We start from the raw sequence: 20,108 nt of genomic DNA on the forward strand, positions 1-20,108 counted from the left end.
TAGGGAGGCCGCCGTGCACTCGTTGCGCACGTCCGGTCGCCCTCCACGCGGAGGGCGGGGATAGAAATACAGTGGCCAGCGACAAGCGCAAGCGCGAGGACGGTCGCCCTCCACGCGGAGGGCGTGGATAGAAATGATGGTGGGCGCCTGCCTATCAGCAGCGCGGTGCCGTCGCCCTCCACGCGGAGGGCGTGGATAGAAATGGGTCTGGCTTTTTGGGAAGCCGGACAAAAGCGGTCGCCCTCCACGCGGAGGGCGTGGATAGAAATAAGTGAGTGATGAAAGAGCCTGGTACTATTGCGCGTCGCCCTCCACGCGGAGGGCGTGGATAGAAATGGCCAGGTGAGGGCCGAGCTTACAAAACGATTGATCGTCGCCCTCCACGCGGAGGGCGTGGATAGAAATATGAGCTGTGCAGGGCGCTCGGCTTTCCCACGGCCGCCGCCCTCCACATGGAGGGTGACGGGCAGAAATCTTGTCTCGATAGTTTAGTAATAACTTACGGTAGTTATCCTCTGTGCAGAGTGCGTATGCGTGCGGGGCCATTTTGCTGATTGTTACACAGAGAAGTGCACAGTTTTTTCGGGTATCAATTCATCACGCAAACTCGCGCAGGCTCTGACCGATACCGTTCGGGGCTTTTTATTGCCATCTCGATCCCAACCGAAAAACCTGGCTCGCAGCGAGCCAGGTTTTTAACATAGCAGTCAAGTTTGCTGCGTTGTGCAGATGCCAGATTTGGGCGTATTAGCTTTCTGCCCGAGAAGGTTTTTTCTTCCATGCGCCGGGGGCGCTTCGGCTGATACGCCCACACAAACGGGCACTCGACACTATTCGCAGTGCGTTCAATCGCCTTATGAAGCAGCGATTTCAGGGCATCATGCATCACATTTTTAGTGGGATCATTCATTGCACAAACCTCCTTTGGATACATCGGACAACTCTTGCAAGAATTAAAAGAGCCGCATCTGCAAGCAACGTCATTATTAAGGAATAAGCCCAGTTTGGAAGAAGGCAAATAAGAATGCTGCACAGCAAGGAATATATCAACAGAGCTGCGAGCATCTTCTTCCTCAGTTTTCTATATTCTTCTTCCGAATAATGAACTTGCTGATTGTTGTCCGGGCCAAAGGCAATGATGGCCACAACAGCTATCCCCAACCCAATCCATGCGCTAATGCTGTTCATATATGCCAAACAAGTTAGCGCTATCAATTCCAAGGCCAACGAGAAGAACATGCCCCCTGCAAACGTTTTAGCATGATACTCGTTTGTCTTTGGGCGCAGATAAATTATTCCAAGATTCAAAATAATAACACTGTCGAGTGGAGCGATCACGCTCCCTGCAAGTATCAGAAAAGGGATGGATATCATTTGCGTCAGCCGGCTTTCAATCTGGTATGCGCACCACTCGTTTTCCCAAGGTTCCACAAGTTTGTTTCGAACAAGGAATGATGTAATGTAATTTGCCAACATGGTCATACGAATATCACATCCTCTATTGCAGTATATCATTCCTCCTTTTCTTTTCTGTTTTTTGATATAAAATACGAGTATTATGTCACGAGCGACGAGTTTCTGCAATTTCCAGGTATGCCAGGAACCAGCCGTCTTTATAGTCAATGCCAAAAAGCGAATCGTATCTGCTTAGTATTGTTTTTACATTTTGCAACTATCCCATTGAAAAAAAGCGCACTGCCGCCCACCGCTGCCGAAGACGCGGTGGGCGGCAGCTGCTTTGTGATCGCGGGCGAGACCCTTCAGCCCCGGGAGGATCGGCGGGAAGGCCTCCGTGAGCCCCCCTGGGCCGGTGTGTGGAAAGATACGCTGTGCGGATTTCCGGGCAGGGACCGGCCCCGTTGAAACAGCCCCCGGCAGAATTTGCAGTTTTGATACAGCTTGCAGATGACCCCGCGCCTCTGGCGGCGGTATCCTTGCAGCAGAGCCCGCAAATGCGGGCGGATTTCTGCGGGGCCTGTTTCCCGGGCCCGACGCGAAGGGAGCTGCCGCCATGAAAACGAAAACAAAACGCCTTTTTTCCGCCGCCTTTGCCGCCTGCCTGCTGCTTGCAGGCTGCAGCGCGCCGGGGCCCGAAGCCCCGGCCGCGGAAGGTGGCGCCATCCGCTTTTTGAGTTCCGATCTGTCTTACGGCTCGGGGAATGAGACGGGGTATTACTACTTTACAAAAGACGAAAACGGAAACAGCCTGCTGCGGGTCGTGGACTATGCCACCCTGCAGGACGTGCCTCTGTGCAGCCAGCCCAACTGCGCCCACAGCGGCGAGACCTGCCCCGCGTGGTTTGCCTGGGGCGGCACTGAACCGAGCGTCCTTGCCTCCGATGACGCGCTTTACATCCTGTTCTCCGGCGCCCCGTGGGACGGCTGGGCCTTCGAGACCTACGGCGAAAAAGCCCTGCCCCGCATCCTGAAGTGTAACACGGACGGCTCGGGCCGGCAGGACTTGGCCCGCTTCGGCGCATCGGAGGCCTTCGCCTCCATGCCTGCCGCCGACAGGCAAAACCTTTACATCATCCTCGCCGATTACAGTTCGGCCGGCGGGCCGGTGGAAAAAATCGTGACCATCGACCTTGCCACCGGCGCGGCGAGCGCCGACAAAGCGGTGCAGCGGACGGAACTGCGCATCGTGGGGGCATGGGGCCGAGAGCTCATTTTGCAATCCGGTTTGGGCCGCAATTACTACGCCGCCTACAATGTGGACACAAAGGCGCTTCGCGACCTGGCCGCCAGCGACAGCGCGGCCGCCGTGGGCGAGGGGGTGCTGTGCTGCGTGGACGAGGCCACCGGGGCCATCCGCACCGTCTCGGTGGAAGACGGCAGCGTGACGGAACTTGCCACCGACCTTCTGGCCCAGTGCGCCCCTCAATGGGCCAAGCTGGCCGCCGTGACCGAGCAGGGCTATGTGGTGCAGGCCTCGGGAGAGGACGTATACCACAACTGGCTCATCGACTTTGGGGGCAGGGCCGTCCGGCAGGAATTGCAGGCGGAGAGCACCGAAGAAGGGGACCGGATGCGGATGCTGGAGATCTTCGCCCGGCAGGGAGAAGATTATCTCGTTTCTCCCAGCCGCTCCTTCCACACCGTGTGCATCCCCGGCCCGAACGGCGTTACCTACGGCGTGGACGTGGTGGACTACGCCTTTGCCCTCATCAGCGAAGAGGACTTTTGGGCCGGCACGCCGAACTACCGCGCCGTGAGCCGGGCGGGATGAACGGCGCGGAATTTACAGTTTCGATACCCAAAGCATACACCCCCATGGTAGAGACCTCTCTCTGCCCCGTGCTATGCTGAACGCACAAACGGGGCAAAGGGGTGCTTTTCGACCGCCCACGCCCCGCAAAAGGAGGTTTTTGCGCCATGAAAAAACACATGTTGGCCCTGGGCCTCGCGGCCTGCCTGCTTTTGACGGGCTGCGGCGGGGGGCCTTCTTCCGCCCAGGCGGGTTCTGCCGGGCCTGCCGCCCTTGAAACGGTAGACGACCGTCTGGTCTATCTATCCAGCAGTCCTGACCAGCTGGGCAACGGGGCTGAAGGGGAAGCGGGCTACTATTACACCGACGCGTCCGGAGACTATTCTCATAGCAACATCCATTTTATTGACAAGGAAAGCCATCGAGACGTGATTCTGTGCTCTGACCCCGGCTGCGGCCACGACACCGACGCCTGCCCCGCGTATCTCGGCAACCATGGGCCCGAGCTTACCTGGGCTGGCGGCAAGGTGGTGCTTTTCCATAAAGGATCGAGCAGTGACCAGAGCGAGGTGCTGCCCCACATCGACGTGATGAACCCCGACGGCTCGGGCCGACACAAGGTCTGCGACCTGGAAGCAAATCAAGAATACAGCGCCGGTGTTGCCGCCAGCGGCGAGAGCCTTTATTTTCTTCTCACCACCTACGAGGCCAACGGCTACAGCACGGAACTTGTGCGTCTGAACCTGACCAGCGGCAGCCTTGTCACCGTCTGCAAGGTGGAAAAAACCGCATTTTTGATGGGCGTGGCCTGCGGGCAGCTGATCGTTAAACACTTCGGCCTGCCGGAAGGCCAAAGCCGGCTTTCCGACATCAGCCAGCAGCGTCACATCCTCACGGCCATCGACCCGACCACCGGCGCAAAAAGCACGATGGCGGAATGGCAGCAGGACGAAGGCTGGGAAGTGGTCGCCGACGACAAGCTGTTTTTGCTCAGCATGCCAAACGATGTGCTCCACCTGACGGTGCGGGATCTTGCCACCGGCGAAGAGAACGAATACGACCTGGGCATAGAGGTGGAGGACCCCAGAAATATCATGAACCAAAGCTGGCACAACGGAACCCTGCTGTTTGATCTGCTTTCCGGCTATACGGAAGAGAATGAACTCATCAGCAAGTATCTTGCCTTTACACCCGAGACCCGGGACCTGCGGGAGATAAATCTTTATGATCCGGTGCGGGGTTACCCTATCCTCATCGAAGGCGAACTGGGGGACGGGGTCATTCTTCAGGTGCCTCAGTACAGCGGATCAGACATTTCCAGCTTTGAACGCTACCAGTATAAATATTGCAGCTGGGAGGACTTCATGAACTCCCAGCTGCCCGAATAAACGAAACCCAGGAGGCCCGCCATGGAAATAAGCGCCCCGGCTTTGCAGGTGAAGGAATTGAAAAAAAGCTACGCGCTGCCGGGGCGCTTCGGCCGCCCGGCAGGCAAAAAGCAGGCGCTGGCGGGGGTGAGTTTCACCCTCGGGCCGGGGCTCTATGGCCTGCTGGGGCCCAACGGCGCGGGCAAATCCACCCTTTTGGGCATCATCACCGGCGGCCTTGCGCAGGACGGCGGCTCGGTTCTCTGGTGCGGCAAAAGCGCCCGCGCGCTGGGCGTCAAGTTCCGCCGCGCGCTGGGCTTCATGCCCCAGCAGCAGGGCCTTTACGACAGCTACACCGGCCGCCGCTTTTTGGCCTACCTCTGCGCCCTGAAGGAAATACCGGCCAAGGACACCGCCGCCCAGGTGGCGCGGGCGGCGGAATGGGTGAACCTATCAAATGAGCTGGACAAGCGTCTCGCCGCCTATTCCGGCGGCATGAAACAGCGGCTTCTTTTGGCCAGCGCCCTGCTGGGCGAACCGGAGCTGCTCATTTTGGACGAGCCCACCGCCGGCCTTGACCCCAAGGAGCGGGTGCGCCTGCGCCGGCTTCTGGCCGAGCTTGCCCAGGACCGCATCATTCTGGTGGCCACCCATGTGGTCGGCGATGTGGAGACGGTGGCCAAGGAGATCCTGCTGCTGAAAGACGGGCGGCTGGTGGCCCAGGCCCCGGTGGCCTCGCTGGTGGAGCAGTACGCCCCCGGCGGCAGCCTGGAAGATGTGTACCTCCATGTCTTTGGGGAGGAGGGGGGCGCATGAGGCTCCTTTTTGCGGAACTGCGCAAGGTCTGGGGACGCCGGGTCACGGCCCTCTGCCTTGCGGCGCTGGCGGGCGCGAACCTGTTTTTGCTCTACACCGGCACAAAACCCGGCCCCAACGCCGCCCCCGCCTCGGCCTGGCGGGCGGTGGGGCGGGACCTGCGGGGCCTTTCCACCACCGAACAGCAGACCCTCATCAACGAAAAGCTGGACACTGCCAAGGGCGTCTATCAGGTGGGACAGCTGCTCTACGATTATGCCCTGAACGCCCAGTACGGCTATATGTCCGACCCGCACACCCAATTCCCCGAACTGTTCGAACAGTACGAGCAGATTTACCAGGACAAGAGTTACACCCTCTACACCGAGAACCTGAGCCAGGAGGTGAACTTTCTCACCTCCGTCAAGGCGGAGCTGGACACAGTGGCCGGCTACCCGCAGTTTCTGGAGGATGTGCAGGCCAAGGCAAAGCAGCTTTCCGGCATCTCCATTTTCCAGAACTCCCAGAGCGGCTACGACCTGGAAAACATCGACAAGACCGCCGCGGTCTACGCCGGCATGGGCGATGTGCGGATAAACTACGCGCCCCAAAAGGGCCTTTACACCGCCCTGGACTATCCCTTCACCGACCTCATCCTGCTGGCGGCCATGCTGCTGCTGGCAAGCCTCTTGGTGCGCGCCGAGCGGGACAGCGGCATGCTGGCTTTTGTGCGCACCACCCCCGGCGGGCGGCTGAAAACGGCGGCGGCAAAGCTGGGGGCGCTGGGGGTCAGCCTGCTGGCGGTGCTGGTGCTGCTCTACGGGGTGAACCTGGCCTATTGCCAGCTCACCTTCGGCCTGGGCCCCCTCGGTCGCAGCATCCAGAGCGTGCCCGCCCTGATGCGCTGCACCATGCGCATCACCGTGGGGCAGTATCTAGGTCTGTTTTTGCTGGCCAAGTGGGCGGGGGCTTTTGTGATGGGCCTTTGGGTCATGCTGGCGGCGCTGGTCTGCCGCCGGGCAGCGGCTGGCTGGTGCGCCGGGCTGGCGCTGCCCGCGGCCCAGTGGCTCATCCGCCAGGCCATCCCCGCCACCAGCCGCCTAAACGTGATGAAATACGCGAACCTAGCAAGCCTTTTGCGCACTAACGAATTGCTAGGCAACTACCGCAACCTATACTGGTTCGACCACCCCGTTCCGCTGCCGCTGGTGGAATGGACCGCCGCAGCGCTGTGGTGTGCCATGCTGCTGACCGCTTTCTGCCTGGTGTTCTGCCGGGCGGCACTGCTGCCTGCGCCTACTTTTGCGGGCCTGCGGCTGGGCAAACCCCGCACCCGGCCCACCACCATTTGGGGCCAGGAGGCGCGCAAGCTGGCCCTCGGCTGCGGCGCGCTGGCGGTGCTGGCCGTCTTTGCCGGGTATCAGGCATGGCAGACCGCCGGGGCCGAAAGCTTCATCGACGCGGACGAAATCTATTATCAGTACTACATGACCCACATCTCCGGCCCCTACGACTGGGAGGCCTACCAATGGTTACAGGAGCAGAACGAAGAGTTCGAGCCCATCCGGCGGCTGGAGCGGGCGCTTCAGGCGGGTAAGATAACGTCGGAAGAGTACCAGATGCAGATGGGAGCTTACTACAGCCTTTCCCAGAAAAAGCAGGTGTTCGAACGTATCGTTTACGGGAATCTGCCCTATCTCAAAGAACACCCCGGCGCCCAGCTGGTGTATGAAAGCGGCTGGGAAAAGCTGTTCTGCTTTGCGGGAGACGGCGACCTGCGGGATACCCTGGTCGCCGGCCTGCTGGCCAGCGTCTGCTTTTCGGGCCTGTTTGCCTTTGAACACCGGGGCGGCATGAAGCGGGTGTTAATGGCCACCCCGCTGGGGCGCAAAACAACGGTGATTGCCAAACTGTTGTCATCTGGTGCCGCTGCAATACTACTGTGGGCGCTGGTGAGCCTGCCGCGGCTCATTGTGGCCCTGCGGGACTACGGCCTGCCCGCCCCCTTCGCCCCGGCCATGAGCCTTCCCGATTATCTCCATCTGCCCGGCTGGCTGACCCTTGCCGGGGTGCTGGCGCTGGCGGGGCTTGCCCGCCTTGCCGCCGTGCTGTGCATGGCGGCGGTCACCCTCTGGTTTTCAGAGACGCTTGGCAGCGCCCTCAGCGCCATGTTCCTCTCGGCCCTTATCTTCTGCCTGCCGCCCATGCTGGCTTTAAGCGGTTTGTGGCCTCTGCGCTGGGTGGGGTCGTATCCGCTGTTCCATCTGGCAGAGCTGCTGCGCCGCCCTTCCGACGGCGCGGCGGGCCTTGTTCTTCTCGTTCTGGCCGCGGCGGTGTGCTGGCTGTGCGCCGGCCGGCTGCGCGCAAGGTGGGAACAGCCGCAAAAATAGCCACAGCTGTTGAAAGGCCGGAGGCTTTGCCTCCGGGGCCCGTTTCCTTCATCCGGCGCGCACGCCGGTGCGGGTCTGCTCGATGATGCTGTCCATGATGTCGCGGGTGAGGCTGCCGGTGATGTAGCCGAAGACGTTGCCCTCTGCGTCGATCATGAAGGTGGTGGGGAAGGCGCTGACGCCGTATTGGGTGAATATCTCCCCCGTCTGGTCCATCACCGTGGGGTAGGTATAGCCCTTTTCCCCCAGCCAGCCGCCGATCTCTTCGGCGGTGAGGCTGTCGGCGTTGCCGGGGCGGTCGGGGTCGTGGGGGTTCGCCACCCCCAGCACCACCACCTCGCCGGCGTTTTCGCCCCAGTCCTCATAGAGCTGCTGGATCTCCGGCATCTCCCGCTGGCAGGGGCCGCACCAGGTGGCCCAGAAGTTCAAAAACACCACCTGGCCCTTGTAGTCCGAAAGGGTGTGCTCCTGGCCGTTCTGGTCCACAAGGGTGAAGTCCGGCGCGGGGGGCAGCTCGCTGGCGGAGGAGGAACCGCTCTCCGGCGCGGAGGGCGCGGCGCTCTGGCTGCTCTGGCTTTCGCCGGCCTCGCCCTCGCTGCCCGGCACGGCGGCGGGCCCGCTTTCCGGCTGGGAGGCGCTTTGGCTGGCCGAAGCGCTTTGGCCGGCGGTGCCGGAAATGCCGCTGAGGTAGGCGGTGAAGCCGTTCATCCAGCCGGTGAACATCATCACCCCCATCAGGATGAGCAGCACGCCGCCCGCCCGGGCGGTCCACTTGAGCCAGCCGGTGTGGCGCTTGAAGAAGGCCAGCACCTGGCTGGTGAACAGGCCCACCGCCAAAAAAGGCAGCACAAAGCCCAGGGTGTAGACCCCGATGAGCGCAAAGCCCATGCCCCGGGTGGCGGCGCTGGCGGCCAGCAGCAGCACGCTGGTGAGGGCCGGGCCGACGCAGGGCGTCCAGGCGAAGCTGAAGGTAAAGCCCAGCACCAGTGCGGCCAGAGGGCTGGCCCCCCACTTTTTGGGGTCGAAGGGCAGCCGCCACTCCCGCTGCATGAAGCGGCTTTCCAGAAAGCCCAGCTGCACCAGGCCCAGCAGCACCACCAGGATGCCGCCGATGCGGGCGGCCAGCGCCCGGTTGCCGGTGAAAAAGCGGCCCAGCTGGGTGAAGCCCAGGCCCAGCACGAAAAAGGCGAAGCTGATGCCCAGGATGAAAAACAGGGTGTTGCGCAGCGTCAGGCGGCGGCGCTGGCGGTCGGTGAGGTCCTCGGCGGAGGCGCCGCCCGCCAGATACCCCAGATACAGCGGGATGAGCGGCAGCACGCAGGGCGAGAAAAAGCTCAGAAGGCCCTGGAAGAACACCGCCAGCGCCGAAACGCTTGTCTCCACGGTAAATCCCATTCAAAACACTCCTTTCCCCTTTTGCGGCGGGGGTATGGGGCTATGATACCACAAAACGGCCCCGTCCACCGTAGCAAAGTCACCATCGGGGCCGGAAAAGCCCCCGGCAGGCAGGCTGCCGGGGGCTTTGGTTCGGCGGTTTGTTTTATTTGCCGGCCTTCTTGGCGGGCTCGGCCTTCTTGGCGGGCTCGGCCTTCTTGGCAGGCTCGGCCTTCTTGGCAGGCTCGGCCTTCTTGGCAGGCTCGGCCTTAGCCGCTTCGGCCTTGACGGGCTCCGCCTTGGCGGCGGGCTTGGCCTTGGCGGCGGGCTTCGCGGCCTTCGCCTTCTTGGCGGGCTCAGCTTTCGCGGCCGCCTCGGTTTTCTTGGCGGGGGCGGCCTTGGCTGCCTCGGCTTTGGCGGGGGCGGCCTTCCTGGCGGCGGGCTTTTTGGCCGCGGGCTTCTTCGCGGCGGGCTTCCTGGCGGCTTTGGGGGCCTCCTCCTTCACGGGCTCGGCCTTGACCGGGGCCTTCTTCTTAACGGCTTTGGCCTCCGCCACGGTCCAGGTCTGGTTTTCGCCGCCCACGTCCTGCCAGATCTGCAGGCGGGCGCCGTTCTCCTGGTTCATGCCCACCACGTCCAGGCACTTGCCGGACAGGTTGGACTTGATCTTCACCCGGCCGTCGCCGGTGGATTCCAGCACCCACAGCTGGCTGGAGCCGCTGGCGCCCTCCCACTGGTGGACCCAGGTGCCGTCCACCACGCCGCCGGCGATCAGGTCCAGCATCTTGCCGGTGAAGCGGTTGCAGATGCGGTAGACGCCGTCGCCCGCGCGCACAAAGCTCCACTGCTGCCACTCCTCGCCGGCGTAGTCCCACAGCTGGATGGCGGCGCCGTTCTCGGTGTTGTAGTCGGCCACCTCCACGACCTTGCCATTGGCGGCGGTGATGGTATAATATTTATCAGCACTGATCACGGTTTGAGCAGTCTTTTTCATGTTGAATGTCCTCCATTCTTTTTCACATGTTTCCCCATTCGGAAACCTCGCATTTTATTATAGCACCACAGCGAAATCCGTCAAGCAAATCGGCCTAAAATGCCGTTTTGCGACGCAAACTGCACCATGAAAGGGTCTTTTTATGACATACGAGCGCATTCAAACGGCAACGTTCCTTCTGCGGGAGAACCGCTTCACCGCCCAGGCGCTGCTGGACGGCGCGCCGGTGCGGGTGCACGTGAAGAACACCGGCCGCTGCGCCGAGCTTTTGGTGAAGGGGGCCACGGTGTATCTGGCGCAGGCGGGCAGCCCCGCCCGCAAGACCGCCTGGGACCTGGTGGCGGTGGAAAAGGGGCCGCTGCTCATCAATATGGACTGTGCCGCTCCCAACAAGGCCGCCGGCGAGTGGCTGGCCGCCGGAGGGCTGGGGCGGCTGGAAGGCCTGCGGGCGGAGTATGCCGTGGGGGATTCCCGCTTCGACTTTCACGCCCTGCGCGGCGGCGCGCCGCTGCTGGTGGAGGTGAAAGGCTGCACCCTGGAACGCGCGGGCGTGGCCGCTTTCCCCGACGCGCCCACCCTGCGGGGCTTAAAGCACGTGCGGGAGCTGACGGCGCTGGCCGCCGGGGGCTGGCAGTGCTGCGTGCTGGTGGTCATCCAGATGAAAGGGGTGCGCCTGTTCCGCCCCAACTGGGCCACACAGCCTGCCTTTGGCCGGGCGCTGGCCGAGGCAAAGGCCGCCGGGGTGCAGCTGCTGGCCATGGACTGCCGGGTGACGCCGGGCAGCATGGCGCTGGATGCGCCGGTGCCCATCGACCTGACGCCGCCGGAAGGAGTGTGAACCATGGCCGTTGCACAAAAGACCCGCTACCGCTGGCTGGACGCCCTGCGCGGCGCGGCGGTGGCGAATATGGTGGCGTTCCACTTCTGCTACGACTGGTTCGAGGTGTTCGCCCGGCTGCCGGGCTGGTATTTTCTCTGGCCCATCCGGCTTTGGCAGCAGGCCATCTGCTGCACCTTCATCCTCACCGCGGGCTTCTCCGCCCATCTGGGCCGGCGGGCCCTGCGCCACGGCCTCATCCTGAACCTGTGCGGTCTCGCGGTGAGCACGGTGACGCTGCTGGCCCTGCCCAGCGAAGCGGTGCGCTTCGGCGTTTTGAACCTGCTGGGCTGCGCGGTGCTTCTGGTGTGGGCGCTGCGCCCCGTGCTGGAAAAGCTGCCCGCCGCGGCGGGCCTTTGCGCAAGCCTCTTCCTCTTTGCCCTCACCCGCCATCTGCCGGAGGGGTATCTGGGCCTGTTTGGGATGTGGCGGCTGAAGCTGCCCGCCGGGCTCTACCGATGGGACGCCCTGGCCTTTCTGGGGCTGCCGGGGCCGGCTTTTTCCAGCAGCGACTATTTCCCGCTGGCGCCCTGGTTTTTCCTGTTCCTCGCCGGGTGGTTCTTCTGCAAGCTGGCCCGCCCCCGGCTGGAGGGCTTTCTCCCCCGCCTGGGCTGCCCGCCGCTGGAGTGGGCGGGGCGGCACAGCCTGGCCGTTTACCTGATCCATCAGCCGGTGTGCATGGCGCTGTGCTGGCTTTTGAACCTTTGAGCAAAAAGGCCGGGCGGGCACGTTTTTCCCGTGCCCGCCCGGTTTTTTTATGCGTTGAGGATGAGGTAGGCGGTGTAGGCCACATAGGCCAGCAGGCCCGCCGCGCCCATAGGCTTGGTCATCCGGCCCTTGATGCGACACCAGATAAACAGCGCTGCGGTGAGCGCCGTCATGATGACGCCGTCCACCAGAACGCCCCGGGCGCTCTCGATGGGGGTCAGGGCGCTGGACACGCCCAGAATGAACAGGATGTTGAAGATGCAGGAGCCCACGGCGTTGCCCAGCGCAAGGCCGCTCTCGCCCTTGCGGGCGGCCACGATGCTGGTGGCCAGCTCCGGCAGGCTGGTGCCCACCGCCACGATGGTCAGTCCAATGAGCGTTTGGGAGAGGCCCAGCGCGGCGGCGATGCTGCTGGCGCTGTCCACCACCAGGTCGCCGCCCCAGATGATGCCCACCATGCCCAGCAGGATGAAGGCCGCGCACCGCAGCAGGCTGACCGGCTTGCCTTCCGTTTCGGGGGTGCGGCTGGCCAGCGCCTGCGCCACCGTGAGGGCGATGTAGGCCGCCATCAGGCCCAGCATCACGACGCCCTCCCAGCGCTGGAGCACATCGTCCCACATGAACAGCACCAGCAGGGCGCTGGCGCCGATGCACACCGGGAAGTCGCGCACCATCAGTTCCTTGTCGGGCGCAAAGCTCATCATCAGGGCGCAGACGCAGGCCACCACCATCAGGTTGAAGATGTTGGAGCCGATCACGTTGCCCAGGCTCAGGCCGTTGTTGCCGGTGAGCCCGGCGGTGATGGACACCGAAGCCTCCGGCAGGCTGGTGCCCATGGCCACCACGGTGAGGCCGATCACCACGCCGGGCACCCGCAGGCGGCGGGCGACGCCGGAAGCGCCGTCCACAAAAAGGTCTGCGCCTTTGACCAGCAGCGCAAAGCCGGCCGCCAGCACCAGACAGTTGAAAAGCATCGTCATGCTGTTTTGACATCCTTTCGTTTCGGGCGGCGGGGAGGTCAGTCCTCGCCGTCCACGTCGATCTTTTTCATGGGTTTGCGGAACAGAAGGTCATAGAACACCGGCACGATGAAAAGGGTGAGCAGGGTGGCATAGCCCAGGCCCCCCATGGTGACCAGCGCCATGGGTTTGGAGAGTTCCGCCCCCATGCCGGTGCTGAAGGCCATGGTGCTCATGGCCAGGATGGTGGTGAGGGCGGTCATCAGGATGGGCCGCATGCGGGTCTTGCCGGTCTCGATCAGCGCCGCGCGCTTCTCCATGCCCTCCAGCCGCAGCTGGTTGGCATAGTCCACAAAGACGATGCCGTTGTTCACCACCACGCCCGCCAAAATCAAAAAGCCCAGCATGGAGATGACCGAGAGGGGCAGCCCCGCGATCCACAAAGCGCCCAGGCCGCCGGTGAAGGCCAGCGGCATGGTGAGCATCACGATGAAGGGCCCCAGCAGGCTTTGGAACTGGGCCACCATGATCATGTAGATAAACACCACCGCCAGCAGGATCATCAGCACCAGGTCCTGCATGGCCTGGGCCACCGTCTGGGTCTCGCCGCCCACCTCAAGGGTGTAGCCGTCCGGCATGTCGTAGCTGTCCAGCGCGGGCTGGATGTCGCGGCTGATGAGGGTGGCGTTGTAGCCCTCTTTCACCGCCGCGCTCACCGTCATGTACCGCTGCTGGTTCTCCCGGTTCACCGCCGCAAGGCTGAGGTCGTCCTTCAGGCTGGCGAACTCGGAAAGGGTGTGGGTCTCGGGCTCCGCGTCGGGGCCCGTGCCGGGCACCTCGAACTCGTAGCCCATCAGGGCGTCCCGGTCCAGCTTGTTCCGCTCGTCCGCCACCACTACCTCGTAGTCCTCGGCCCCCGCCGCAAGGGTGGTGGAGGTGGTCTCGGTGGTCAGGGCGGCGGCCAGCTCGCTGTAGATCTGCGCCACCGTGAGCCCGCAGCGCATGGCGGCGTCCTTGTCCACCACCAGCCGCAGCTGGGGCGTGCCCTCCTCCTGGCCGTTGGTGGGCTCTTCCAGCCCCTCCACGCCCCGGAGGATGTCCATCAGGTCATGGGTGATGCGGTTGAGTTCGTCCACGTCCGGGCCGCGGACGATCAGCTCCACGCCGCTGCCGCCCAGCGCCGACATGTCCATGCCGGAGGTGGTCACGCTCACCTCGCAGCCGGGCAGCTGAGCGGAAAGGGCGGCAAGGCCGTCGGCGGCTTTTTCGCTGCCGGCGTTTTCGTCCAGCACAAGATAGAAGCTCATGCTCTCCACCGTGTCGGAGCTGGCCGCGCCGCCCATGCCCATCATACTCATGCCGGCGCCGCCGTCCATGGCGCCCACCGTCTCCACGCCCTCCACTTCCTGCATCAGGGCCATGGCCTCGTCGGCAAGGGCGTAGGCGTCGGCGCGTTTGGTGTCTTCCGGCAGGATGAGGGTGGCGCTGATCTGGTTGGCGCTCATGCTGGGGATGAACTCCATGCCCATCTGGGTGGTGTGCCAGATGCACAGGGCCAGCAGGGCGGCGGCCAGCGCCAGCGGCACGGCTTTGACCCGCAGGCAGAAGTCCAGCGCCCGCTCATAGCCTTCCAGCGCCTTGTCAAACCAGGGATGGCGCTTTTCCCTGCTCTGGCGCAGCATGGTGGCGCTGAGGGCGGGCACCAGGGTCAGGGCCACGATGAGACTGGCCATCAGCGAGTAGGCGATGGTGAGGCCCATGTCCACAAAGAGCTGGCGGGTGAGGCCGTCGGTGAAGACGATGGGCAGGAACACGCAGACGGTGGTGAGGGTGGAGGCCGCGATGGCCCCGCTCACCTGTTTGGCGCCCTGCACGGCCGCCTTTGCCGCCGGAAGCCCCAGGCCCCGCAGGCGGTAGACGTTCTCCACCACCACGATGGAGTTGTCCACCAGCATGCCCACGCCCAAAGCAAGGCCCGAGAGGCTGATCATGTTGAGGGTGACGCCGGAGAAGTACATCAGCACCACGGCGAACATCAGGCTGATGGGGATGCTGAACGCCACCACCAGCGTGGGGCGCAGGTCCTTGAGAAAGAGGGCCAGCACCAGCACCGCCAGCACCGCGCCCCAGCCGAGGTTGGAGAGCACCGAGTCCACCGTCATCTGGATGTAGACGCCCTGGTCCATCAGCGGGGTGATGCGCAGGCCGGGATACTTGGCTTCCAGTTCCTCAATGGCCTCGTTCACCGTTTTGGACACTTCGCTGGTGGAGGCTGTGGATGTTTTCTGGATGCTCACCGCCACCGCCGGGTTGCCGTTCATGCGGGCGTAGCTTTCACCGGAGTTGTCGATGACCGTCACGTCGGCCACGTCCGAGAGGCGCACATCGCCCACATCCCCCGCGTCCATGTGCAGCAGCAGGGCGTTTTCCACTTCCTCCACGCTGGAAAAAGCGTCGCCCACTTTCAAAAGGTACTGGTCCTCGCCCTGATAGAGATAGCCGACGGGCATGGCGAAGTTCTGGGCCATGACCAGGTTGGCCACCATCTCCTTGGTGAGCAGGGCGCTCATGTCCGCCTGTTCCAGGGCCGCGGCGCGGGCGTCTTCAAACTGCTTTTGGGCGTCCTCCAGCTGGGCCTCGCCCTCCTTGAGGGCGCTCTCGGCGGCGGCCAGCTGAGCCGAGGCGCTGCCGAAGCCCGCCGCGGCCAGAATTTTGCCCTCCTCCAGTTTTTTGTAGGCCTCCTGAGCCTTCTCCACCCCGGCCTTGGCCTGCTCGGCCATCGCCCTGGCGGCGATCAGTTCGGTGTCCAGGTCGCTCAGCGCCACCTTGATCTGCTCAATACGGGCATCGGGGTCTGCCCCGTTGTCTCCCACCAGGGCCAGCATGCTCTTCAGGCTGTCCTGGGTGAGGGCGGCCACCTGGCCGGCCATGGGGCCCTGGCTCAGCAGCGCCTTCATTTTTTCAAAGTCGGCGGCGGGCATTGCAGCCGCTTCTTCCACGCTGGACGGCAGGCTCGCCGGCAGGTCCAGGCCGGGGAACATATCCGGAGTCGCGCTCCACGCGGCGTACAGGTCTTCGTAGCTGCCGAACTGGCTGCCCATCTGCTTCAGCAGCGTGCTTTCCAGTGTTGCGAAAATCGCGTTCAGCGTGCCGTATCCTTCCAGGGCTTTCTGTTCCCCTTCCAGCGCGGCCTTGCTGGCCTCCAGGGCGGTCTGCTGGCTGGCGAGGGCCTGGGCCTGGGCGATGGCGGAATCCAGCTGGGCGCTGGCGTCGGCCAGCTCGGCGGCGGTGTCGCCCTGCCGGTTTTCCAGGGCGGTCTTGCCGTTTTCCAGCTCGGCGCGCCCGTCCTCTACCTTTTTCTTTGCGTCATCCAGCTCGGCCCTGGCGTCCGCCAGTTCCTCGTCCACGCTGGCCAACACCCTGGTGTTGATGGCTTCGATCTTTTCCTCGCTGAGGCGTATCTCCACGCTCTTTTCCACCAGGCCGGTGCCGCTGACGCTGGCCACGCCCGCCTGCCGCTCGAAGGCGGGGATGACCGTCTCGGAGGCGAAGTCGGTGAGCTGGTAAACGTCCATGCCCTCCATGTCCACTGCGGCGATCATCACCGGCAGCATGTCCGGCGAAATTTGCAGCAGCATGGGGTTGCCGGCGGTGTCGGGCAGCAGGCCCCGCACCTGATCCGCCGCGGTGGACAGGTTGACCATGGCGCTGTCCATATTGGTGCCGCTGTCGAACTCCAGCACCACGGCGCTCACGTTCTCGGAGGAGGTGCTGGTGACATTGGTCACCCCGTTCACGGTGCCCAGGCCCGCTTCCAGCGGCGCGGTGATCTGGCTTTCCACCTGCTCGGGGCTTGCGCCGGGCATGGTGGTCACCACCACCACATAGGGCAGCTCCATGGCGGGCAGCAGGTCGGTGACCATGTTCATAAAACTGATGACGCCCAGCACGATCACCATCACCACCGCCACCACCACGGTGTAGGGTTTTTTAACGCAGTATTTCGACATAGACTCACTCTTTCTTTTCAAACGGGAGCGGGCGCCCGCTCTCTTGGCGTATAAATTACAGTATATTCTTTTTGGGCCGAAAAGGCAATCTGCGTGCCCCATCATGTAAAGTTTGCCCTGTGATTGACGGACATGCTATGATAAAAAGGAACGATGCGAGAGCAGAGGTGGACCATGCGCCGCGGTTGCGCGCAGTCTCCGCCGCGGCCGGCGGGGCGGGCATGCCGCCCCGCCGCACCATTTTTTGCAAGGGGGCAATCGAATATGCAGAATCCCGCCGGCGCGCCGAACGCCCAGTTCATCAAGATGACCCGGACGCCTATCCCGAAGCTCATCGTCACCCTGGCCGCCCCCACGGTAGCCAGCATGCTGGTGAGTTCCATCTACAACCTGGCAGACACCTTTTTCGTGGGCCAGCTGAAAAGCAACAGCGCCACCGGCGCGGTGGGCGTGGTGTTCAGCCTGATGGCCATTCTGCAGGCTTTCGGCTTCATGGTGGGCATGGGTTCGGGCAGCGTCATCAGCCGCCTGCTGGGGCAGCAGGAAAGCCGGAAAGCCAGCCACATCGCCTCCATGGGCTTTTTCACCTCGCTGGGCTGCGGCGCGCTGCTGGGCATCGGGGGCCTTGTCTTTCTGGAGCCGCTGATGCGGCTTTTAGGCGCCACCGACACCATCCTGCCCTACGCCTGCGACTACGGGCGCTACATTCTGGCCGCCGCGCCGCTGATGTGCGCCAGCTTCACCATGAACAACATGCTGCGTTACGAGGGCAAGGCCGCCTTTGCCATGATCGGCCTGACCGCCGGCGGCATTCTGAACATCCTGCTGGACCCGCTGTTCATCTTCGTGTTCGACATGGGCATCGCGGGCGCGGCGCTGGCCACGGCCCTTTCCCAGGGCGTGAGCTTCTGCCTTCTTCTGGCGATGTTTCTCTTTGGCAAAAGCCAGCTCCATCTTTCGGTGCGGCTCATCGGGCGGGACCTGCCCGGCCTTAAAAACATCCTGGCCTGCGGCCTGCCCAGCTTTGCCCGGCAGGCGCTGGCCAGCGTGGCCACCGCCCTTTTGAACTGGCAGGCGGGCCAGTGCGGCGGCGACGCCGCCGTGGCCGCCATGAGCGTGGTGGGGCGCATCTTCATGTTTGTGTTCGCGGTGATGCTGGGCATCGGCCAGGGCTTCCAGCCGGTGGCGGGCTACAACTACGGCGCGGGCAAGTTCGCCCGGCTGCGGCAGGCCTTCCGCTTCACGCTGCTTTTGGGCGAGGGGTGCATCTGCGTGGTGGCGCTGGGCACCTTTTTGGCCGCGCCCTGGCTCATCCAGGCCTTCCGCAACGACCCGCAGGTCATCGAGATCGGGGTGCTGGCCTGCCGGCTGCAGTGCTGCGCCATGCTGCTGGTGCCGGTGGGCACCTGCGCCAACATGCTGTTCCAAAGCACCGGCCAGAGCGCCGCGGCCACCTTTTTGTCCAGCCTGCGGCAGGGGCTCTATTACCTGCCGCTGATGCTGGTGCTGCCGCTGGTCATCGGGCTGCGGGGCGTGCAGATCGCCCAGCCTCTGGCGGACGCGCTCACCTTCGTCACCAGCGTGCCTTTCCTTGTGCGGTTCTTCGCCCAGCTGCCCCGGCAGGACAGGGAATGAACTTTTCCAGGTTCAGGCCGGGCAGCAGAAGAGCGTCCGATCCGCCTGTTCCAGCGCGGCGCGGGCGGGGGTAAAGTTCTTTTCATAGCTTCTGGCGCGCACCCCCACCGGCAGAGGTCCAAAGGTGTGCTCCGGGTGCAGCGCCTCCAGATGCAGCACCGTGTGCACTGCGGCGGAGGTTTCGCCCTTGGGGCTGCCTTCAGCACCAGAATGTTCATTCCTCTTCCTCCAGTTCCTTCAAAAGGCGGCCGTACCACTGCCGCTCAAATTCGGCGGCGGCGATGCCGTACTCGATGGTATAGCCCTGAAAGCGGAAGACCTCGTCCCAATCCCGCCCGGGAGGCAGCGGCCTGCTCCAGGCCAGACGGGACTGTTCCCGGATGGCGCTGAGCACCGCCTGCTTCTCCTCCATCTGACGGATGTAGTCCCGGATGGCGGCGGCACGCTGAGCGGGCCGGGCCAGCCCCAGAAAGAACAGCCGGGCCAGTTCCATGTTCTTGACCCTGCCCGCCTGCATGGGCCGGGCCACCCAGGCCTCAAAGGCTTGCCGCCCCGCCGGGGTGATGGAAAAGGTCTTTTTGCGCCGCCGGCCCTCCAGGGTCTCGACGTCGGCGATGCGGCCCTCCTTTTCCAGCTTGGCCAGGGCGGTCTGCACGCTGCCCGCGCTGGAAGAACAGATGAGGGCCAGATTTTGCTTGATGAACCGCTGCAGTTCGTAGCCGGTCATGGGCGCGAAAACCAGCAGCCCCAGAATGAGATACTCCATGGCGGCCTCCATATATGTCTAATAGAGAGATTATATCACCTGTGCTTACCACCGTCAAGAAAACGGGCGAAAGTGACAGGTTTGGCTGGTGGCCTTTTCTCTGCCGGGGTGGTATACTGGCAGGCAGAAAAGCAAAAGGAGGGCGAACGTTATGAGTTTTGCCAGCGGACTTTACAGCGCGCGAAAAAAGAGCGGCCTTTCCCAGGAGGCCGTGGCCGAAAAACTGGGGGTCAGCCGCCAGACCATCTCCAAATGGGAGACAGGGGCATCACTTAGATAAAGATACCACACCATTCCCACGCTGACTTTTGCTCAACCGATACAGCCGAAGAACTGGATAACAAGAAAAGGCGGTATGCGCCCTGTGGAGGGGTAGCATATCGCCTTTTTTGTGGGGGGTTCCAAAGGGGGCAACCGTCAAGGCTGAAATGAACGGGTTTACACCCGGCCTTGACCGCCGCCCACCGTCCCGCTGAATGGGTGGGCAAGGCGGCCAATTCCTCAAAGTGCTTGGCCTCTCTCTTTCTGATTTTGGAGCGTTTCTTCTCTCAAATTTGAAATGGGCGGGAAGCCATTTTAAGGCTTTCCCGCCTTGATTACCCTTTAGCAAAGACGGGCGGGACTGTCAACGGCGGCGCATGAAATGCGCCGTTCATCTTGACTGTTGAAAGGCTCGGATGGCCTTGTTCTCCCTACATTCAATCGGGCACTGTCATCCCAAGACTTCCATAACTTTTTCAAACTTGTTTTGGTAATATTTTTGATAATTTCCTCGTTTAGCTGTACAATCTTCTCGGACATGGTTTGCTGTCTCCTTTCAGAATGGTTAGTGTCACAACTTCATTCTACCAGAGATCTGCAAACCATGTCTCTTTTTATCTACTTTTCAATTTGCGAAACTTATTGTACCTTATCAGAAATCCCCGCTGATAAAACAGTCTGGTATGGACTTCCGGCGTAGGCCGTGGAAATGAAAAACTGCCGTTGTGGGAATGGGTGTTCCTGCAACGGCAGCTTTGGCTTTC

General features: G+C 62.9%; 15 protein-coding genes, 1 pseudogene and 1 CRISPR repeat array. Of the genes and pseudogenes, 8 read left to right on the forward strand and 8 right to left on the reverse strand.

Features of this window, described 5'->3' with window-relative positions:
* The first annotated feature begins 35 nt into the window (after positions 1-35).
* Positions 36-473: direct repeats of the CRISPR family, unit length 33 nt; unit sequence GTCGCCCTCCACGCGGAGGGCGTGGATAGAAAT.
* A gap of 116 nt (positions 474-589) precedes the next feature.
* Together ACH2AT_RS08220 and ACH2AT_RS08225 are read right to left on the reverse strand one after the other, a co-directional pair.
* Positions 590-910, reverse strand: coding sequence for a hypothetical protein (locus tag ACH2AT_RS08220; protein WP_394965101.1), 321 nt, complete (start codon positions 908-910; stop codon positions 590-592).
* Positions 907-1,482 carry an accessory gene regulator B family protein gene (locus tag ACH2AT_RS08225; protein WP_394965103.1) on the reverse strand — a complete coding sequence of 192 codons (576 nt, stop codon included), beginning with the start codon at positions 1,480-1,482 and terminating at the stop codon, positions 907-909. The genes ACH2AT_RS08220 and ACH2AT_RS08225 overlap by 4 nt, the downstream gene beginning before the upstream one ends.
* A gap of 529 nt (positions 1,483-2,011) precedes the next feature.
* Between ACH2AT_RS08225 and ACH2AT_RS08230 the strand changes: the two genes are divergently transcribed.
* The 4 genes from ACH2AT_RS08230 (at position 2,012) to ACH2AT_RS08245 (ending at position 7,760) form a co-directional block, all read left to right on the forward strand.
* Positions 2,012-3,229, forward strand: a complete 1,218-nt coding sequence (locus tag ACH2AT_RS08230) for a hypothetical protein (RefSeq protein ID WP_394965105.1) — start codon at positions 2,012-2,014, stop codon at positions 3,227-3,229.
* 146 nt (positions 3,230-3,375) lie between these two features.
* Positions 3,376-4,596: a hypothetical protein gene (locus ACH2AT_RS08235; protein WP_394965107.1), complete on the forward strand. Its 1,221-nt coding sequence runs from the start codon at positions 3,376-3,378 to the stop codon at positions 4,594-4,596.
* 21 nt (positions 4,597-4,617) lie between these two features.
* Positions 4,618-5,391 carry an ATP-binding cassette domain-containing protein gene (locus tag ACH2AT_RS08240; protein ID WP_394965109.1) on the forward strand — a complete coding sequence of 258 codons (774 nt, stop codon included), beginning with the start codon at positions 4,618-4,620 and terminating at the stop codon, positions 5,389-5,391.
* Positions 5,388-7,760, forward strand: a complete 2,373-nt coding sequence (locus ACH2AT_RS08245; protein ID WP_394965111.1) for a hypothetical protein — start codon at positions 5,388-5,390, stop codon at positions 7,758-7,760. The genes ACH2AT_RS08240 and ACH2AT_RS08245 overlap by 4 nt, the downstream gene beginning before the upstream one ends.
* A 48-nt stretch (positions 7,761-7,808) precedes the next feature.
* Here ACH2AT_RS08245 and ACH2AT_RS08250 read toward each other — a convergent pair whose 3' ends face one another.
* Together ACH2AT_RS08250 and ACH2AT_RS08255 are read right to left on the reverse strand one after the other, a co-directional pair.
* The gene (locus tag ACH2AT_RS08250; protein ID WP_394965113.1) at positions 7,809-9,155 is read right to left on the reverse strand and encodes a cytochrome c biogenesis protein CcdA; all 1,347 of its coding nucleotides are present in this window, start codon (positions 9,153-9,155) and stop codon (positions 7,809-7,811) included.
* A gap of 145 nt (positions 9,156-9,300) precedes the next feature.
* Positions 9,301-10,128 (reverse strand): RICIN domain-containing protein, encoded by an 828-nt coding sequence (locus tag ACH2AT_RS08255; protein WP_394965114.1) that lies wholly within the window; start codon positions 10,126-10,128, stop codon positions 9,301-9,303.
* A gap of 142 nt (positions 10,129-10,270) precedes the next feature.
* Here ACH2AT_RS08255 and sfsA point away from each other — a divergent pair, with 142 nt between their 5' ends.
* Both sfsA and ACH2AT_RS08265 read left to right on the forward strand, forming a co-directional pair.
* Positions 10,271-10,966, forward strand: coding sequence for a DNA/RNA nuclease SfsA (sfsA, locus tag ACH2AT_RS08260; protein ID WP_394965116.1), 696 nt, complete (start codon positions 10,271-10,273; stop codon positions 10,964-10,966).
* A 3-nt stretch (positions 10,967-10,969) separates the two neighbouring features.
* Positions 10,970-11,713, forward strand: coding sequence for a heparan-alpha-glucosaminide N-acetyltransferase (locus ACH2AT_RS08265; RefSeq protein ID WP_394965118.1), 744 nt, complete (start codon positions 10,970-10,972; stop codon positions 11,711-11,713).
* A 47-nt stretch (positions 11,714-11,760) separates the two neighbouring features.
* On the opposite strand, the gene ACH2AT_RS08270 is transcribed toward ACH2AT_RS08265, so the two are convergent.
* Positions 11,761-12,693 (reverse strand): calcium/sodium antiporter, encoded by a 933-nt coding sequence (locus ACH2AT_RS08270; protein WP_394965120.1) that lies wholly within the window; start codon positions 12,691-12,693, stop codon positions 11,761-11,763.
* A gap of 38 nt (positions 12,694-12,731) precedes the next feature.
* Entirely contained in the window at positions 12,732-16,682 is a 3,951-nt protein-coding gene (locus tag ACH2AT_RS08275; protein ID WP_394965122.1) for an efflux RND transporter permease subunit, read from the reverse strand.
* Between the two features lie 264 nt (positions 16,683-16,946).
* Here ACH2AT_RS08275 and ACH2AT_RS08280 point away from each other — a divergent pair, with 264 nt between their 5' ends.
* Positions 16,947-18,317, forward strand: a complete 1,371-nt coding sequence (locus tag ACH2AT_RS08280; protein WP_394965124.1) for an MATE family efflux transporter — start codon at positions 16,947-16,949, stop codon at positions 18,315-18,317.
* 12 nt (positions 18,318-18,329) lie between these two features.
* Here ACH2AT_RS08280 and ACH2AT_RS08285 read toward each other — a convergent pair whose 3' ends face one another.
* Positions 18,330-18,485, reverse strand: a complete 156-nt coding sequence (locus ACH2AT_RS08285; protein WP_394965126.1) for a hypothetical protein — start codon at positions 18,483-18,485, stop codon at positions 18,330-18,332.
* Between the two features lie 46 nt (positions 18,486-18,531).
* On the reverse strand, positions 18,532-19,083 hold the full coding sequence (locus ACH2AT_RS08290; RefSeq protein ID WP_394965128.1) for a helix-turn-helix transcriptional regulator: 552 nt from the start codon (positions 19,081-19,083) through the stop codon (positions 18,532-18,534).
* Between the two features lie 151 nt (positions 19,084-19,234).
* Here ACH2AT_RS08290 and ACH2AT_RS08295 point away from each other — a divergent pair.
* Positions 19,235-19,348 (forward strand): annotated as a pseudogene (locus ACH2AT_RS08295) (helix-turn-helix transcriptional regulator); the annotation flags it as partial.
* Positions 19,349-20,108 lie beyond the last annotated feature (760 nt).

It is taken from the genome of Candidatus Allofournierella excrementigallinarum, from assembly GCF_944388085.1.
GTDB classification, from domain to species: Bacteria; Bacillota; Clostridia; order Oscillospirales; family Ruminococcaceae; genus Allofournierella_A; species Allofournierella_A excrementigallinarum.

Excerpts from the sequence above, each read along its gene's own strand:
- ACH2AT_RS08290 (WP_394965128.1), bottom strand. The coding sequence starts at position 19,083 with ATGGAGTATCTCATTCTGGGGCTGCTGGTTTTCGCGCCCATGACCGGC.
- ACH2AT_RS08255 (WP_394965114.1), bottom strand. The coding sequence starts at position 10,128 with ATGAAAAAGACTGCTCAAACCGTGATCAGTGCTGATAAATATTATACC.
- ACH2AT_RS08280 (WP_394965124.1), top strand. The coding sequence starts at position 16,947 with ATGCAGAATCCCGCCGGCGCGCCGAACGCCCAGTTCATCAAGATGACC.
- ACH2AT_RS08250 (WP_394965113.1), bottom strand. The coding sequence starts at position 9,155 with ATGGGATTTACCGTGGAGACAAGCGTTTCGGCGCTGGCGGTGTTCTTC.
- sfsA (WP_394965116.1), top strand. The coding sequence starts at position 10,271 with ATGACATACGAGCGCATTCAAACGGCAACGTTCCTTCTGCGGGAGAAC.
- ACH2AT_RS08265 (WP_394965118.1), top strand. The coding sequence starts at position 10,970 with ATGGCCGTTGCACAAAAGACCCGCTACCGCTGGCTGGACGCCCTGCGC.
- ACH2AT_RS08220 (WP_394965101.1), bottom strand. The coding sequence starts at position 910 with ATGAATGATCCCACTAAAAATGTGATGCATGATGCCCTGAAATCGCTG.
- ACH2AT_RS08235 (WP_394965107.1), top strand. The coding sequence starts at position 3,376 with ATGAAAAAACACATGTTGGCCCTGGGCCTCGCGGCCTGCCTGCTTTTG.
- ACH2AT_RS08240 (WP_394965109.1), top strand. The coding sequence starts at position 4,618 with ATGGAAATAAGCGCCCCGGCTTTGCAGGTGAAGGAATTGAAAAAAAGC.
- ACH2AT_RS08275 (WP_394965122.1), bottom strand. The coding sequence starts at position 16,682 with ATGTCGAAATACTGCGTTAAAAAACCCTACACCGTGGTGGTGGCGGTG.
- ACH2AT_RS08225 (WP_394965103.1), bottom strand. The coding sequence starts at position 1,482 with ATGACCATGTTGGCAAATTACATTACATCATTCCTTGTTCGAAACAAA.
- ACH2AT_RS08245 (WP_394965111.1), top strand. The coding sequence starts at position 5,388 with ATGAGGCTCCTTTTTGCGGAACTGCGCAAGGTCTGGGGACGCCGGGTC.
- ACH2AT_RS08270 (WP_394965120.1), bottom strand. The coding sequence starts at position 12,693 with ATGACGATGCTTTTCAACTGTCTGGTGCTGGCGGCCGGCTTTGCGCTG.
- ACH2AT_RS08230 (WP_394965105.1), top strand. The coding sequence starts at position 2,012 with ATGAAAACGAAAACAAAACGCCTTTTTTCCGCCGCCTTTGCCGCCTGC.